This window comes from Campylobacter sp. RM9328 (genome assembly GCF_012978615.1).
In genome coordinates this window covers 214,568-231,614 of record NZ_LIWF01000001.1, presented here as the reverse complement: position 1 = coordinate 231,614, position 17,047 = coordinate 214,568, and the positions used below count along the sequence as shown (strand labels likewise).

Here is a 17,047-nt window from a genome sequence, read left to right as displayed (position 1 = left end):
AAATGGCAAAGAAATTTATTGACATTATGGACACGACTTTTCGTGACGGTTTTCAGTCGGTTTATGGTGCACGCGTGCTTATGAATGACTTTTTCCCGGCTCTTGAGGCTGCAAAAGATGCCGGCATAACTCACTTTGAATTTGGCGGAGGCGCACGTTTTCAAAGTTTGTATTTTTATCTAAACGAAGACGCCTTTGAGATGATGGATAAATTTAGATCTATCGTGGGAAAAGATGCAAATTTACAAACACTCGCACGCGGTGTAAATACCGTTATGCTTGACACTGGAAGTAGAGAGCTTATCGACCTGCACGCAAAAATGTTTAAAAAACACGGCACAACTACGATACGAAATTTCGATGCCTTAAATGATGTTGAAAATTTAAAATACTCTGGCGAAAGGATAGTTCATCACGGACTCAAACACGAAGTCGTCGTTACGATGATGGATCTACCGCCAAACTGTGTTGGTGCTCACGATGTTGCTTTTTATGAGAGAATTTTGCGTGAAATTTTAGATGCAGGCATACCTTATGATAGTGTTTGCTTTAAAGACGCAAGCGGTACAAGTAGCCCCCAAAAAGTATACGAAACCATAAAAATGGCTAGAAGACTACTGCCTGAAGGCACTCATGTGCGACTTCATACTCATGAGACGGCTGGCGTGAGCGTGTCATGTTACTTGGCTGCACTTGAAGCAGGGGCTGACGGTATAGACCTGGCTGCCGCGCCTCTTAGCGGCGGAACATCTCAGCCTGATATCCTAACTATGCTTCATGCTGTTAAAGGTAAGGATTATGATCTTGGCGGTCTTGATGTAGAGAAAATTTTAAAATACGAAGATGTGTTAAAAGGTTGCTTGAGTGATTATTTCACTCCGCCTGAGGCAACGCAAGTAAGTCCTTTGATACCATTTTCTCCTATGCCTGGCGGCGCACTTACGGCAAACACTCAAATGATGCGTGATAATAACATACTTGATAAATTTCCTCAAGTAATTGACGCCATGCGCGAAGTCGTTGAAAAGGGTGGGTATGGCACAAGTGTAACGCCTGTTAGTCAGTTTTATTTCCAGCAAGCATTTAATAACGTAATGTTTGGAAAATGGAAAAAGATCGCCGAAGGGTATGGCAAAATGGTTCTTGGTTACTTCGGCAAAACCCCTTGCGCTCCAGACAGTGAAGTCGTAAAATTAGCTGCCGAGCAATTAAAATTAGAACCTACCACGCAAAAAGCGCTTGATATAGCAGATCGTGACGAAAGTAAATCTTTGGCTCATACAAGAGAAATTTTAACTAAAGAGGGCATTGAAATAAATGATGAGAATTTATTTATAGCCGCCGCCTGTAAAGAAAAAGGTATCGCATTCTTAAAAGGTGAAGCAAAGGTTAATGTTCGCAAGATAAGTCAAATGCAAAAAACAAAAGAGGTTGCTTCAAATCAAGTTGCAAGCTCAAATAATGGAAAATACAGCGTAGTTGTAAATGGCACGACCTATAATGTCGAAGTTAAAGAGGGCTTTAGTGATGGTGTCGAGGTAAAAAGTATAACTCCTGTGTCTGCGCCACAAGTCCAGACTTCATCTAAAACTTCAACCGGAGAAGCGATACTTAGTAGCCTGCCAGGTACTGTTAGTAAAATTTTAGTCAAAGTAGGCGATAGTGTTAAAAAAGGACAAGCTGTTGTTATTTTAGAAGCAATGAAGATGGAGATCGAAGTTCCTGCTGCAAATGATGGAGTAATAAGCGTCATTGAAGTGATACAGGGTCAAAATGTCCAAAATGGACAAGTCTTAGCTAGGATGTAAAATTTATGAAAAAAATTTTACTTTATATGATGCTTGTTACTTTCGCATCGATATTTTGTTATGCAGATACTGTTCAAGCCGCTCCTAGTGCGCCAAAGGTTGAGTATAAAGAAAAAAGCATAGGCGATCTTTTTAGGGGTTTTTACAAGACTACCGGCATAAATGCTTTTTTAAATCCGACCGATGGGCTAAAAGATAGTTCGGGACATGAGTTAAGCAAATTTACTCAAAGCTGGGGCAGGATCATAATGTTTTTTGTCTGCTTTTTGCTTTTTTATTTAGCGATTAAAAAGGGATTTGAGCCGCTTTTGTTGCTTCCTATCGGATTTGGTGGACTACTGGCAAATATCCCGATTGCCGAAATCGCTGGTCCAAACGGATTTTTGGGTATTATTTACGGTTTTGGTATAGAAAGCGGACTTTTCCCTCTTATCATTTTCATGGGTGTCGGAGCGATGACTGACTTTGGACCACTTCTAGCTAATCCAAAAACAGCTATGCTAGGAGGCGCGGCACAGTTTGGAATTTTTGCAACACTTATTGGCGCATTGGCTCTTAGCCAACATACTTCCATTTTTAATTTTTCTTTAGCGGATGCCGCTGCGATTGGTATTATAGGTGGAGCGGATGGTCCTACGGCGATATTTTTAGCTTCCAGACTTGCGCCTGATTTGCTTGGAGCTATAGCCGTTGCAGCATACTCGTATATGGCGTTAGTTCCGATTATACAACCACCGATCATGAGAGCGCTTACGACAAAAGAAGAGCGTAAAATTCGCATGGTGCAGTTGCGAGAGGTAAGCAAGCGTGAAAAGATCATCTTCCCTATTACGATTTTGATGCTTTGTGTCCTTGTGCTTCCTGATGCAACTCCGCTTATCGGTGCACTTGCTTTTGGAAATTTGGTGCGTGAATGTGGCGTAGTTCAGCGCTTGAGCGATACCATGCAAAATGCTCTTATAAATATCGTAACGATATTTTTGGGACTTTCTGTTGGCTCTAAATTGGCCGCTGAAAAATTTCTTGTACCAAACACGCTAGGTATTTTAATGCTAGGTCTTGTTGCATTTTCTATAGGAACTGCAGCTGGTATTATAATGGCTAAAATTATGAATAAATTTAGCAAAGACAAGATAAATCCACTTATAGGTGCAGCCGGTGTTAGCGCTGTTCCGATGTCGGCTAGAGTTGCTAATAAAGAGGGTATTAAGGAAGATTGCACTAACATTTTGCTTATGCATGCTATGGGACCAAATGTTTCGGGTGTTATCGGCTCTGCGGTCGCAGCCGGTGTGCTTTTATCCATATTTAAATAAATTTATAAGGAAATGTTATGATCAGTGAACTTGCAAAGCTTGGACTAAACGGTGTGAAAGAAATTTTTCACAACATAAGCTACGATGAGCTTTTTGAACACGAAAAGCGCAACGGCGAAGGCAGAGTAAGCGACAACGGTACTTTTATGGTGGATACTGGAATTTTTACAGGTAGAAGTCCAAAAGATAAATACTTCGTAAAACAAGACGAAAGCCAAAAATACATTGCATGGGGTAAGATAAACCAACCTATCACAAAAGAACTTTTTGATAAGCTTTTAGCTAAAGCAAAAAAACAATTGAGCGGAAGCGACCTTTATGTTCAAGATGCTTATTGTGGTGCAAGTGCCAAATCAAAACGCTCGGTTCGCTTTGTAACTCAAGTTGCATGGCAAGCTCATTTTGTAAAAAATATGTTTATCCGTCCAAGCCAACAAGAGCTTAAAAATTTTAAACCTGATTTTGTTGTTTTTAACGCTTGTAAATGCGTAAATGATAGCTTTAAAGAAGATGGACTAAATTCCGAAGTTTTTGTTATATTTAATGTCGAAGAAAACATCGCTGTTATCGGCGGAACGTGGTATGGCGGCGAGATGAAAAAAGGAATTTTTTCCATGATGAATTACTGGCTTCCGCTTGAAGGAAAGCTTAGTATGCACTGTTCGGCAAATGTCGGCAAAGACGGAGATACTGCACTGTTTTTTGGACTAAGCGGAACAGGCAAAACAACACTTTCAACCGATCCGCACCGCAAGCTAATAGGAGATGACGAGCACGGCTGGGATGATGATGGTGTGTTTAACTTTGAGGGCGGCTGTTATGCAAAGTGTATAAACCTTGACCCATCTAGTGAACCTGAAATTTACGGCGCTATCAAACGTAATGCTCTGCTTGAAAATGTTGTAGCAGATGAAAACGGCGTTGTTGATTACAAAGATGGTAGTAAAACAGAAAATACTCGCGTAAGCTATCCTATCGAACATATCCAAAACCATGAGCCAAGTCTAAGCGCAGGTCATCCTAAAAATATTATCTTCCTAACTGCAGATGCATTTGGCGTACTACCTCCTGTTTCAAAGCTTACAAAAGAACAAGCAATGTATTATTTCTTAAGTGGTTATACTGCAAAAGTAGCAGGAACAGAGCGTGGTATAACAGAGCCGGTAGCTACATTTAGCGCATGTTTTGGTGAGCCTTTCATGCCTTTGCATCCAACCGTTTATGCCAAACTTCTTGGCGAAAAGATCGATAAGCACGGTGTAAATGTTTATCTTGTAAATACCGGCTGGAGTGGCGGAGCATACGGTGTAGGCAAGAGAATGAGCATAAAAGCTACTCGTGCTTGCATAAATGCTATCTTGGATGGAAGTATAACAAAGTGTGAATTTGAAAATTTTGATAAATTTAATCTAGCTATACCAAAGGCACTTGATGGCGTTGAAACAAAACTTCTTAATCCTATAAATACATGGGCAAATGCTGATGAATACCGTGTAACTCGTGATAAGCTTGCTGCTATGTTTGAGGCAAATTTTAAGCGTTATGAAGATGTTAAAGAGGGTATCGAGTACGCAAAAGCAGGTCCAAAAAACTAATATTTTAAGCGATGAGCAAGTCTCATCGCTCTTCTTCTTTTGTTAATTTTCACACAAAAATTTAAAATCATCTTAAAATAAATTTTTACCTTTTTTAATTATGGGTAAAATTTAAACACTTTTTGAATAAAAATATCAAGATAGTATATTTTTTTTAAATTTAAAAAAAATTTTTGCTTTTAGGGAGTAAGATAATAATGAACTAAATCACAATTAGGAGCTTGATATGAGTGAGAACAAAGGCGGGATATTTTCCCTATATTTTAGAACAAACCTTCTTGTTAGAATTCTGGTAGGTCTTATTTTGGGTGCAATTTTTGGTATTGTTTTTCAAAAAGCAAATGGAGCGATTGAATTTTTAGCACCATTTGGCGATCTATTTATTAGATTGTTAAAAATGATAATGGTGCCGGTGATAGTTTGCACGCTTATAGTAGGAACTAGTTCTATTGCGCCATCACATCTTGGCAAGGTCGGCTTAAAGGTTATTGTATTTTATATGTTTACCTCGCTATGCGCTATCATTATAGGTCTTTTAGTTGGTGTAGTCTTATCTCCTGGAGAGGGGCTTGAACTTGCTAATATTTCAGGTGTGGCAAAAGAAGCCAAAGCGCCTACTCTTGTTGAAATTTTACTAAATATCATCCCTACAAATCCATTTGGATCAATTGCAAAAGGTGATGTTTTGCCTATCATTTGTTTTTGTATATTTTTTGGTATCGCTCTTGCATTTAGTAGAGATAGTAAAGAAGAGAACATAAAAAAAGCTGCCGATACGGTTTATGCCTTTTTTGAAGGTATGAGCGATGTTATGTTTAGAGTTGTTGGCTGGGTTATGCAGTATGCTCCGATAGGTGTTTTTGCTCTTATTTTCATCGTATTTTCCAAAAATGGCGCGGAGGCGTTTGGACCGCTTGCTAATGTAACGATCAGTGTTTATATTGGTTTGGTATTGCAAATTGTGCTTGTTTACTGTGCTATTTGCTTTTTCTGTAAACTAAGTCCTATGACTTTTCTTAAAAAGGTAAGACCGCCGATGATTACGGCATTTGTTACTCGTTCATCGGGTGCAACGATACCTGTATCTATGGAAACAGCAGAAAAAAGCATGGGTGTTCCAAGAAGTATATTTGGCTTTACTCTTCCTGTTGGTGCTACTATAAATATGGACGGAACAACGATATATCTTGGAGTCTGTGCGATATTTGTAGCAAACGTGGTCGGTTCTCCGCTTGATTTATCACAGCAGCTTACCGTTGTTCTAACAGCTGTTTTGGCCTCTATAGGAACAGCCGGAGTACCTGGAGCTGGAGCCATTATGCTACTTATGGTACTTGAGTCAGTAGGATTAAAAGTAGAGGCAGGTAGTGTAGTAGCTATCGCTTACGGCATGATACTTGGCATAGATGCTATACTTGATATGGGTAGAACATCTATGAACGTAGTTGGAGATATGATGGGCGCGGTTGTTATCGCAAAAAGTGAAAACGAACTTAATGAAAAGGTGTGGAATTCATGAAACAGCTAGGTATAATAGGCGGTATGGGACCCCTTGCTACGGCGGATTTATATAAAAAAATCATAGATCTAACCCCGGCTACTTGTGACCAGGAACATCTACATATAGTCATAGACAGTTTCGCACAGATCGAGGATAGAACAAAATTTATAATGGGAGAGGGCGTGAGTCCTCTTGCTAAATTAGTCCAGAGTGCTAAAAGATTAAAGGAGGCGGGTTGCGAGGCTATGCTTATGGCTTGCAACACGGCGCATTTCTTTGCTCCTGATGTAGAAAAAGAAGCCGGTGTAAAAATTTTACATATCGCAAAAGTTGCCGTAGATGCAGTAAAGAAGCGCTATCCAAATGCAAAAGATATCGCTGTTATAGCAACTAGCGGAACAAAGAAAGCCGGAGTTTACGACAATATTCTTAAAGAATATGGTTTAAATAGCGTTGGTTTTAGCAAAGAGCAACAAGACGGACTTATGGACTGTATATATAAGGGAGTAAAAGCCGGTAAAACGCAAGAATTTGTGCCTAAATTTAACCAAATAATAAGCGAGATTAAGGCAGATGTTTATATCGCTGCATGCACTGAAATTCCTATGTTTTTACCTTATTTGGATGGGGATTATAAATTTATAGACGCTACTCTTGAGCTTGCTAAAGTCGGTGTCGAGTTTGGTCTTGAAAGAGAGATATTTTAAATTAAGCGGCTATGGTATAAATTTTATACCCAAACCATAGCCCAAATTTGTTTTTAGATGAATTTAGGGCGGATAATCGCCCTAAATTTAAGCATGAAAGTGAAATTCTTCAGGATGATCGATAGCATATCTGAATTTTTCCATATCGACCTTTTTATCCCAAATCGATACGATCAGACATCCTACGGCATTGCCGCATAGGTTTCCAACGGCACGCATTTCTGACATAAATTTATCAACTCCCAGTAAGACTGCAACTGTTACAACCGGGATACCTGTTGAAGGAAGAGCTGCTAGAGTTCCTGCTAATACGATAAATCCAGAACCTGTAACACCAACCGCGCCTTTGCTTGTTATCATTAGCACGATAAGTATGCTGATTAGATGTTCGAAGCTTAACGGTATGTTAAAGGCTTGTGCTAGGAATATAATACTTAAGCTTAGATAGATGTTTGTGCAATCTAAGTTAAAAGAGTATCCTGTAGGTATGATAAGTCCTACTGCGCCTCTGTGGATACCGGCAGCTTCTAGCTTTTGCATAAGCGGTGCAAGAGCGGTTTCGCTTGAGCTTGTTGCAAATACAACCAAAACCTCTTTTGATATAAAGCGCATAAATTTAAAGACATTGACTTTTGCAAAGTAGCAGATAATGCCAAGTATGACAAATATAAAAAAGCAGCTAGCAAGTGCCATTACTGCAAGAAGCTCCATCATGCCAAAAAGTGAGCTAAGGCCGAATTTGCCGATTAGATATGCCATTGCTGAAAATGCAGCCGCAGGGCTAAATAACATAAGCCAAGTAAGTAGCTTAAGCACATAATGCTGAACGAATTCAAGTGGTCTTAGACATGCTTTTTTATAGTCATGCTTTAAAAACGAAAGAACGATCGCTACAACAAGAGCCATAAAAAGCACTTGAAGAGTGTTTGAATTTATAAACGGACTTATCGGGTCGCTTGGAACAGCACTTTTTAATATCGACCACATTGAGCCTACATCGCGATCAACGTGAGTGTATTTATCGACACTACTTGGATCAAGCGTTGTATAGTCAAGATTCATGCCATGACCAGGTCGTAAAACTTCGCCAAAAAATATACCTGAAGCCAAAGCTAGAGTGCTTACCACTTCAAAGTATATAAATGCTTTTAGTCCTATACTTCCTAGGTCTTTTAAACTCTCAAGTCCGACTATGCCAGAAACTATCGTTAAAAATATAATAGGACCTATTAAAATTTTAAGAGCTTTGATAAAATAATCAATACCAGGCTTACTTGCCACACCAAGATCTGGTGCAAAAACGCCAACTAAAATACCGCCTACGATACCTACTACGACCCAAAAGGCTAAATTTGTCATTAGCCTGATCGCTAAAGGTTTTTTTGCTTGTGTTGTTGTCAAGGCTTATCCTTTAGAGGTTTTCTTTAACGCTAGCCGAATTTATCTTATCTCCCGCTCTTATGCTATCAAGCACTTTTAAGCTCTCATCGTCTACACATTTGCCAAACACGGTATGCACGCCGTCAAGGTGTGGCTGTGCGCTGTGGCAGATAAAAAATTGACTTCCGCCCGTATCACGTCCGGCATGAGCCATACTAAGACTTCCGCGTTCATGGCGCACATTTTGATCGTCACATTCGCATATTATTCTCCAGCTTGGACCGCCGGTGCCTGTGCCGTGAGGGCATCCGCCTTGGATAACGAAATTTGGTATAACACGGTGGAAATTTAGCCCATTATAAAAGCCGCTTTTTATAAGCTCAACAAAATTTGCCACTGTTTGAGGCGCTTCATCTGCAAAAAGTTCAAGTTTTATCTCTCCCTTGTCTGTGTCTAAAATTGCAAATTTAGCCTTACTTAATTCATCCATGTTTGGTTCGTAAATTTTTAATTCGTCAAAACGCATATTTTTCCTTTTTAAATTTATTCTATATTTGTATAAACAGCTTGAACGTCATCATCATCTTCTAACTTATCAAGAAGTTTTTCTACTTCAGACATCTCTTCTTCGTTTAAAGATATGCTTGATGTAGGGATGTATTCAAGTCTTGCTTTTTTAACTTCAAGCCCCAGCTTTTCTATACCTTCGCTAAGTGTACCAAAGCTTGTATAGTCGCCGTAGACATAAAGTGACTCACCTTCACGTTCTATCTCTTCAAGCCCAAAATCAATCAACTCAAGCTCAAGCTCTTCGATATCTTTGGTAGGTTTTTCAAGCTCAAAAACGCTCTTTCTTGAAAACATAAAACTAAGACTTCCGCTTGGTAAAATTTCACCTCCGTTCTTGTGAAATATCGCTTTGACGTTTGCCACGGTTCGTGTCGGGTTATCCGTAGCGCACTCTACGATGATTTGTGTTCCATGTGCTGCTTTTCCGTCGTAAAATATAGTTTTGATATCTGCGCTATCTTTTCCGTTTGCGCGTTTTATAGCAGCGTCTATGTTGTCTTTTGGCATATTCTCGGCTTTTGCCGCAGAGATAGCCGCACGAAGTTTTGGGTTCATATCAGGGTCTATTCCGCCCTCTTTAGCTGCGACAGTGATAGCTTTGGCAAGTTTTGGAAAAACTTTGCTCATTTTATCCCAGCGTGCTTCTTTGGCGGCTCTTCTGTATTCAAATGCTCGTCCCATAAGTTTCCTTTGCGAATATTTAAAATAAAAAGCCATATTATACAAAAGGCTTACTTAAAAAGAGTGAGATTTATGCGGTGTTTGCAAAAAATTTAAGCTAAAAAGCTTATAATTTGCGAATGATTTTTAAAGCCAAAAAAGAAGAAGCAAGCAGATGTATAGCCTTACTTAGGCTTGCTATGGAAGATGCCGCTTATTATCTTGCGGGGACCGACAATGACTTGCTTTGCGATGAAATTTTAGTTAAATTTTTTCAAAGTGAAGTAAACAGAGTAAGCTATAATAATGTCTATGTTTTTAAAATTTCAGACGAAATCGTAGGTGCGATTTGCGTGTATTTTGGCGGTGATTTAGAGTCGCTGGATGCTCAAATTTTAAAAAACTATAGCAATAAAAATAGTAAATTTACTCTTGCTGACGAATGCGAAGAGGATGAGTTTTATATCGACAGTATCGCCGTTAGCAAAGAATTTAGAGGGCAGGGCATCGCCACAAAGCTCATAGAATATGTTTGCAAGGTTGCAAAAGAGAGAAATTTTAGTAAAATTTCACTCATTGTTGATGAAGATAAGCCAAAAACACTGCTGTTTTATGAGAGCTTGGGTTTTAAATTTAATAAGAAAAAGATGATTTACGGTCATGAGTACAACCATTTGATTAAGGAGATAATATGAGAAAATTTAAAGTTGAAAACGTTCATTGTTCTAATTGTGCAAATACTATAAAAAATACACTAGAGGATGATTTTGGAGTGATTGAAGTTGATTTAAGCGTTGAGCCTAGAGTGGTTAGTCTTGAAATTTCAGACGAAAAAGTTGCAAATTTTAAATCGGAAATGAGCGATTTAGGATTTGATGTTATAGAAGAAATTTAATGCAAAAAATTAAGCTAAATATAGCAGGAATGACTTGCGTAAATTGCTCAAATGCAATTGAGAGAGTTGCTAAAAAGATCGAAGGAGTAAGCTTTGCAAAGGTAAATTTTGCAAATGGCTTGGGTGAATTTGAAGTATCAAACGCCCAGGTGCAGGCTTTGCTTGAAAACAAGATAAAAAAATTAGGATATGACATCGCTTTTGACGCTGATGAATTTGAGCAAAAACGAAAGCGTCATATAGCCTCTTTGCGAGACCGTTTTATAGCAGCCATAGTTATAAGCGCCGTCATTATGGTGCTTGAAATGTTTGGCGAGTCTAGTTTTATTATAAATTTAGCCATGATCTTGCTTGCGTTATTTGTTCTTTGCTTTAGCGGACGAAGCTTTTACGTCCATGCTTGGGGTGCTGTGAGAAATAAAAATTACGACATGAACGTCCTTGTGGCACTTGGCACGGCAAGCGCATTTTTGTATTCGTTATTTGTATTTTTATTTCCAGACTTTCTACCTAGCGATCTTAGAAACATGTATGTTTCAGGATCTGCTATGATAATTTCTTTTGTGCTTTTGGGTAAGTATTTAGAGGAGCGTTCAAAGGCAAAAGCGGGGGATTATCTAAAAACATTGCTTAAAATTTCACCAAAAACCGCACTTGTGATAAAACCTGACGGTCAAAATATACAAGTTGATGTAAATGAGCTAAATATCGGCGATATCGTAGTTGTTAAAAGCGGATATAACATCCCGTGTGACGGCGTTATCGTGCAAGGCGGAGCCGAGATAGATACCTCGATGTTAACAGGGGAGAGCTTGCCTGTTTATAGGGCGGTTGGTGATAATGTATTTGCTGGAACGTTAAATACAAACGGTTATCTTAGTATAAAAACCGCCAAAAAACATACTCAAACGCTTCTTTCGCAGATCGTGGCTCTTTTAAGCGATGCAAGTACTAAAAAAATGCCTATTTCCAGACTTGTAGATCGTGTGGCAAATATTTTCGTGCCAAGCGTTATTTTGATCTCGATTGCTACATTTTTAGTTTGGTATCTAGTTGGTAAAAATTTTGATTACGCTATCTCAAATGCGATTTGCGTGCTGATCATCTCTTGTCCTTGCGCCCTTGGGCTTGCTACTCCTATAGGGATAATATCTGCATTAGCACGTGGTGCAAAGGGCGGAATTTTGATTAAAAATCCAGAAGTATTAGAGATTATTAAAGATGTAAAATTTGCTGTTTTTGATAAAACAGGAACGCTTAGCAAGGGTAAAATTGCCGTTAAAAAGCACTCTTTAAGCGAGCATCATCTATCTCTTGTAGCTTGCGTGGAAAATTTAAGCGAACACCTTATTTCAAAGGCTGTAGTTGAATACGCAAAACAGAATAATATCAAAATAAAAAAACTTACCGGAAATTTTAAAACCATAGTAGGTCACGGTGTGGCATACTATGATGATGAAAATTCGGTTATCGTCGGCAACGAAAAACTTTTAAGAGATGAAGGTATAAAGATAGATGCGCAGCAAAGAGCCGAGATGGCTGAGATCGTAAAAGACGGAAGCGGAATTATACTTGTTGCGATAGATCAAAAATTTGTAGGCTTTATAACTCTTGGCGATGAGCTAAGAGACGAGAGTGCGCATGTTATCTCGACGCTAAAAGAACACGGCATAAAAACCGTAATGCTCTCTGGTGATAATGAGAGTGTGGTTAGTGCATCAGCCCTTGCACTTGGTGTTGATGAGTATTATGCAAATGCACTTCCAAATGATAAATTTGAGCTTATATCACAGCTTGGAAAACAAGGCAGGGTTATCTTTGTCGGAGATGGTATAAACGACTCCCCGTCACTAAAACAAGCTGATGTAGGTATAGCGATGAACTCCGGCTCTGATATAGCAAAAGGCGCAGGAGATATCGTGCTTGTTAAAAATGACTTAAGAAGCGTTTTGCATGTTATAGAGCTTGGTAAAAGCACGATGAGAACGATAAAAGAAAATTTATTTTGGGCTTTTGTGTATAATATCATTTGTATCCCAATCGCTGCCGGTGTGCTTTATCCTGTATTTGGACTACTTTTAAATCCAATATACGGCGCCATAGCTATGTGTTTTAGTTCGGTTACGGTTGTGTTAAATTCAATTAGACTTAGATTTTTAAAATTTAGAGGTTAAATGTGAGAGTTGGTGAAATTTATGGTGTTTTAGCTATCGCGTTAGCTAATCATTTTAACAAAATTTTAGATGTAACGCAGTTTATGCAGATAAAAAAGTCAAAAACTTGGCTCGTGCAAAATGATACTCAGGCTTCTCGTGCAGGATTGGCACTTTATAGCGAATTTTTACAAAATGAAAGTAGCGCGGCGCTTTGTGATGATTTTGTTATTTTAGAGCCGTATTTTAAGGCGCGATATTATTTTAACGCAGCTGATGAGGATCTGGCTAAATTTTATAAAAGCATAAATTTTACTCCTAAAATGGGTGAAGTAGATAGTATATCAAACCAGCTTGTTTTTATCGCTGCTGTGCTAAAAAACGAACTAAACGAAAACTCGGAGAAAATTTTAAAAGCGTTTTTAACCGGGTTTTTCTTACCTTATGCTACGGCCCTAAGCCAAGATATAAAAGCTAAAGCGCAGAGTAAATTTTATGGTGCGATGGGATATTTTTTAGAGGACTTTTGTAAAAATTTACAAGATATTTTTGGTATAAAACAAAGAGCATAAAGGCAGCTTCTTGCTTTTATGCCGTGCTAAATTTTCATGCCTTTATAAGCTTGGCTGCAGGTTTATGATCTGCGCTATTATATTTGATTGAGCTGCATTTAGATATAAGCTTTTGTGTTGATGTTTTATCTTTTTCTGTGCAAGTTGTGCTATTTGTTTTCTTATCTTATTTAGCTTCTGTTGTAGCTTTTGTAACTGCTTTTTATATCGTCTGTGTCAGTGCTTAAACTGTTGGTTTTGGTTGTTTGATTTGTTTTTAGTGCGATAGTGCTTTTAAATTTTGGATTATGAATTTGGTTTGAATTTTTAATGCTTTGTGGTTTTAGGTTTTAAGACGAATGTCGTTTAGATCACTTATCTGCGTTTTATGCCTTTGCTTTTAGCGGTATTGCAATCTAAATCGACATATTTTAATTTACTTGATTATACCTATACTATCTCCAAATTTTAGCTCTTTTTCTTCAAATAAATTATACTCTATTGCGTCTTTTTCACCAATAATCAAGATGGTTGAACCAAGCTCGAAATTTCCAAGCCTTTCGCCTTTTTTAACATATAAATTTTCATAACCGTAAATTTGTGTAAAGTCAGCCTTGGCATTTGTTTGTATACGCTCATCAAAGCTAAATTTCATCTTGCCGACATTTAGTGCACCTACAAATACAAGCCATAAAATTTTATTATCTCGTATTTTGCATTTTAAGGCAACGCGTTCGTTTTTGGCATAAAGTTCGTCTACTTTTTTTAGCCAGCTTCTAGCCACGCTATAAAGCTTACCCGGGATATATGTGGCTGATAAAATTTGCATATCACAAGGAGCGTGATAATGGTGATAGTCGCGTGGGCTAAGGTAGATGTTTGCAAAGTCATACTGGAGACTTAGCTCTTTGTTGCTTATGGCTGTTCCAAGAAGCTCTTTTAGGCTGTATTTCATACCTTTAACGCTAAATGCCATGCCCTGGCTTGTGCTTCCCGAGCTTAAACATGTGCCGTCGCAAGGACTTATGAAGATTTGTTCGTCTTCGTCAAATTTACGAGGCAAAAGCAGTGAACGCGTGAAAAGCTCGTTTAGGCTATTGTATTTTTCAGGTTTTTCAAATTCACTCATGTTGATGTTAAAAAATTTAACGTATTGGTTGTTTATGAAATTTTGTATAAATTTCGGTAGCTTTAAGCCGCCTATTATGCCAAATATTTTGGAAAAATTCTTATCAAAGTTCATTATCGTCTCCGAATTTAAATTTAAGCTTTTTATTTTATCATTTCGTTCTTAAACCAAAGCCTTAAGGATCTACAAGTCGGGCTTTAAGTCAAGAACCGCGATCTCGCTTGGAGCAAATATTCTAACAGGCGGACCCCAAAAGCCGGCTCCCGAGCTAACATAAACTTGCATTTTGTCATTATGCGTGTATAGCCCGTGCAGATAGCCTTGATCGATAAGCACAAGGGCTTGAAAAGGAAAAATTTGCCCTGCGTGCGTGTGCCCGCAAAGCACTAGATCAACATCTTGTGTCATTGTTTTTATAAATTTTGGCTGGTGTGAGAGTAGGACGGTTGGTAAATTTTTATCCGTGCCCTCTAGCGCCTTGTCTAAATCAGGCTCTAAATGTTTAAACCTAAAACCTGCTATATCATAAACACCGGCTAAATTTATCCCATCTATTTTGATGTTTGCGTTGCCTAAAATTTTAACTCCTGTTTGACTTATCTTTGCTAAAATTCCATCTATCCCGTGATAATACTCGTGATTTCCAGGGACATAAAAGATACCATGTTTTGACTTTATGTCCTTTAATGGATCTAAAAAGTCTCCGATGTGCTCGCTGCTAAAATCTATCATATCACCAACTATCACGACAAGATCTGGTTTTGTGCTGTTTATCTGATAAACAAGCGATGCTAAAAATTCTTTCTGTAAAAATTCTCCTATATGAACATCTGTAATCATAGCTATACGCATAGGCTCTTTTAAATTTTTAAGCTTTATTTGTGTGTGACGTATCACAGGTGGAGTTAGGGCGTTAAACATGCCTTTAAAAAAGTAGCTAAAAAGCAGTATGAAAAATGTTAAATCAAAGCAAAGCTTTATAAATTTGCGCCTATTTGAGTCAAATTTTGTTTTTTTAAACAGCACTCTTAGAATATCATAGACAAAGCTTACGGCAAACAAAAATAGCGAAAATCCTATAAGCGTTCCTGTAAAAATATACATTTCAATGTTAAAGAAATGAAATATAATTTGTAAAACAAAGCCAAATTCAAGTATCGAAATAACATAAAAAAAGATACGAATATAACGCAAGTAAGGCCTTAAAAAGCCGATATTTTTTACAAAACGTTTGTAAGAGTATAAATTTATAAGTGCTGAGAAAATAATACCGCCGATAATAATACGCAATAAACCCATTTGTTTTCCAGAAGTTAAATTTAAATGAAAGATTATATAAGAAAAATATGAATAAAAATTAGATGAAATTTAAAAAGGGCGGAAAGTTCCGCCCTGTTACTAGAAGAGTATCTTAATGAACCTTGCCGGTTTCGATTCTCTCTTTGTAGATTTTGCGAAGTTTTCTGATGTCGTTTTTGACCTCAAATACACCATGCCAGTGAGCATAGTCAGGCGCATTCATCGCAGCACCTTGTCTCATACGACGACCTTCGTGATGCCATAGGTGATAGAACACATCTTGGAATTCATCAGCCCACATATCATCAAGCAATAAATTTTTAGCTTTTAGATCGTCAAGCATTTTCTTGGCTTCATCGTAGTATACGTTGTAAAGTTGGATATGCTTATCAGCCATAATAAAGAAGTTCTCTGTATTATGTGTTGTATGGCAAGCTTTACATACTTGTTTCATTTCGGCTCTTGCAGCCTCAGGACCCTCAGGGTGTCCGGCAAGTGGTGTTCCTACGTTTATTTTGCCTGTTTTTTCAAATGTCTCTACAGCTTTATCGTATCCGCCTGTTCTTAACTCTGTTCTTGGAGCCCATAAGTTCCATTTTAGACGTTTAGAAACGTTGTGAGTCATGCTTGTTTCGCCTACGCCGCTCATGTGGCAAGCCGCACAAGTTGGAGCTCTAAAGTCAGGTACGTCCCAAGTATCAGGAGCTGCGTCGTATTTCCATGTATGGCCCTCTGCGTTATAGATATGACCGTGTTTTGAGTTGTTAAAGATCTCAATATCCGGATGATCAGGTCCAAGGTGGCAAGATGCACAAGCCGCAGGTTTTCTGGCTTCAGCTATGCTAAATTTATGCATAGTATGGCAAGATTTACAACCGCCTACGCTTCCGTCAGGATATACGTTTGCTATACCGTAGTTAGGGTATGTTTCAGGTGTTGGCTTGTGGTTAGCATCAAGTTTGATGATAGAGCCGTGGCATTGCGCACAACCTGTAATATCCGGAGACATTTTGAACTCAGGATGATCGGCACCCTCGTAGTGATACATTAGTTTAACCATTGCAGGGTTGGCATACATCTGCATACCGCCTCTAGCGTGACCACTTTGAGTATACTCTTTGTATGCGTCTTCGTGGCATTTAGCACAGGTTTTCGGGCTAACTAGCATAGAAACGTGCGTATCTGAACCTTTTGGGTGAACCTCTACAGAAGCCATTGGGTTGTCAGCGTTTACAGCGTGGCAGTCCATACAGCTAACACCAACGTGGGCGTGGCGACTTTCTTTCCAGTCAGCAACGACACCAGGTGTTTTTTCTGCGTGGCATTCAACACAGGCTTTTGACTCTTTAGTCATTTTGTGATTTACCTTGATATTTTTAACAAGGTTTATCTTGACGTCAGAGCTTTGATTCGCATCAGTGTTTGCAAAAGCAACAGATGCGACAAAGGCTAGTAATATAGCGACTTTTTTAAACATCTCTTT

At 38.5% G+C, this 17,047-nt stretch carries 15 protein-coding genes; 9 read left to right on the top strand and 6 right to left on the bottom strand.

Annotated features, from left to right (window positions below):
• Window positions 1-2: 2 nt before the first annotated feature.
• The 5 genes from CCAL9328_RS01250 to cuyB all read left to right on the top strand — a co-directional run bounded on the left by CCAL9328_RS01250 (window position 3) and on the right by cuyB (window position 6,927).
• Complete coding sequence (locus CCAL9328_RS01250) at window positions 3-1,808, top strand: biotin/lipoyl-containing protein (protein WP_169972082.1); 1,806 nt, start codon at window positions 3-5, stop codon at window positions 1,806-1,808.
• Window positions 1,809-1,813: 5 nt separating this feature from the next.
• Window positions 1,814-3,124, top strand: coding sequence for a sodium ion-translocating decarboxylase subunit beta (locus CCAL9328_RS01245; protein WP_169936173.1), 1,311 nt, complete (start codon window positions 1,814-1,816; stop codon window positions 3,122-3,124).
• Between the two features lie 17 nt (window positions 3,125-3,141).
• Complete coding sequence (pckA, locus tag CCAL9328_RS01240; RefSeq protein WP_194239023.1) at window positions 3,142-4,719, top strand: phosphoenolpyruvate carboxykinase (ATP); 1,578 nt, start codon at window positions 3,142-3,144, stop codon at window positions 4,717-4,719.
• Window positions 4,720-4,945: 226 nt separating this feature from the next.
• Window positions 4,946-6,238 (top strand): dicarboxylate/amino acid:cation symporter, encoded by a 1,293-nt coding sequence (locus CCAL9328_RS01235; protein WP_169936174.1) that lies wholly within the window; start codon window positions 4,946-4,948, stop codon window positions 6,236-6,238.
• Complete coding sequence (cuyB, locus tag CCAL9328_RS01230; RefSeq protein ID WP_169936176.1) at window positions 6,235-6,927, top strand: cysteate racemase; 693 nt, start codon at window positions 6,235-6,237, stop codon at window positions 6,925-6,927. The genes CCAL9328_RS01235 and cuyB overlap by 4 nt, the downstream gene beginning before the upstream one ends.
• Before the next feature lie 87 nt (window positions 6,928-7,014).
• Here cuyB and CCAL9328_RS01225 read toward each other — a convergent pair whose 3' ends face one another.
• The 3 genes from CCAL9328_RS01225 to CCAL9328_RS01215 are packed head-to-tail and all read right to left on the bottom strand — an operon-like array spanning window position 7,015 to window position 9,558.
• Complete coding sequence (locus CCAL9328_RS01225; protein ID WP_169936582.1) at window positions 7,015-8,286, bottom strand: cation:dicarboxylate symporter family transporter; 1,272 nt, start codon at window positions 8,284-8,286, stop codon at window positions 7,015-7,017.
• A 52-nt stretch (window positions 8,287-8,338) separates the two neighbouring features.
• Window positions 8,339-8,797, bottom strand: coding sequence for a peptidylprolyl isomerase (locus CCAL9328_RS01220; RefSeq protein WP_502707292.1), 459 nt, complete (start codon window positions 8,795-8,797; stop codon window positions 8,339-8,341).
• 53 nt (window positions 8,798-8,850) lie between these two features.
• Complete coding sequence (locus tag CCAL9328_RS01215; protein ID WP_169936180.1) at window positions 8,851-9,558, bottom strand: YebC/PmpR family DNA-binding transcriptional regulator; 708 nt, start codon at window positions 9,556-9,558, stop codon at window positions 8,851-8,853.
• A gap of 119 nt (window positions 9,559-9,677) precedes the next feature.
• Here CCAL9328_RS01215 and CCAL9328_RS01210 point away from each other — a divergent pair, with 119 nt between their 5' ends.
• Genes CCAL9328_RS01210 through CCAL9328_RS01195 form a run of 4 tightly spaced genes read left to right on the top strand, consistent with a single transcriptional unit; the run spans window position 9,678 to window position 13,157 of the window.
• Window positions 9,678-10,232, top strand: a complete 555-nt coding sequence (locus CCAL9328_RS01210; RefSeq protein ID WP_169936183.1) for a GNAT family N-acetyltransferase — start codon at window positions 9,678-9,680, stop codon at window positions 10,230-10,232.
• The gene (locus tag CCAL9328_RS01205; RefSeq protein WP_169936185.1) at window positions 10,229-10,432 is read left to right on the top strand and encodes a heavy-metal-associated domain-containing protein; all 204 of its coding nucleotides are present in this window, start codon (window positions 10,229-10,231) and stop codon (window positions 10,430-10,432) included. The genes CCAL9328_RS01210 and CCAL9328_RS01205 overlap by 4 nt, the downstream gene beginning before the upstream one ends.
• Window positions 10,432-12,606, top strand: coding sequence for a heavy metal translocating P-type ATPase (locus CCAL9328_RS01200; RefSeq protein WP_169999817.1), 2,175 nt, complete (start codon window positions 10,432-10,434; stop codon window positions 12,604-12,606). The genes CCAL9328_RS01205 and CCAL9328_RS01200 overlap by 1 nt, the downstream gene beginning before the upstream one ends.
• A gap of 2 nt (window positions 12,607-12,608) precedes the next feature.
• Entirely contained in the window at window positions 12,609-13,157 is a 549-nt protein-coding gene (locus tag CCAL9328_RS01195) for a hypothetical protein (protein WP_169999815.1), read from the top strand.
• A gap of 415 nt (window positions 13,158-13,572) precedes the next feature.
• Here the strand turns inward: CCAL9328_RS01195 and CCAL9328_RS01190 are convergent, their stop codons facing one another.
• The 3 genes from CCAL9328_RS01190 to CCAL9328_RS01180 all read right to left on the bottom strand — a co-directional run bounded on the left by CCAL9328_RS01190 (window position 13,573) and on the right by CCAL9328_RS01180 (window position 17,041).
• The gene (locus tag CCAL9328_RS01190; RefSeq protein ID WP_169936190.1) at window positions 13,573-14,379 is read right to left on the bottom strand and encodes a phosphatidylserine decarboxylase; all 807 of its coding nucleotides are present in this window, start codon (window positions 14,377-14,379) and stop codon (window positions 13,573-13,575) included.
• 69 nt (window positions 14,380-14,448) lie between these two features.
• Complete coding sequence (locus tag CCAL9328_RS01185) at window positions 14,449-15,564, bottom strand: metallophosphoesterase (protein ID WP_169999813.1); 1,116 nt, start codon at window positions 15,562-15,564, stop codon at window positions 14,449-14,451.
• A 112-nt stretch (window positions 15,565-15,676) separates the two neighbouring features.
• Window positions 15,677-17,041 carry a multiheme c-type cytochrome gene (locus tag CCAL9328_RS01180; protein ID WP_169936193.1) on the bottom strand — a complete coding sequence of 455 codons (1,365 nt, stop codon included), beginning with the start codon at window positions 17,039-17,041 and terminating at the stop codon, window positions 15,677-15,679.
• Window positions 17,042-17,047 lie beyond the last annotated feature (6 nt).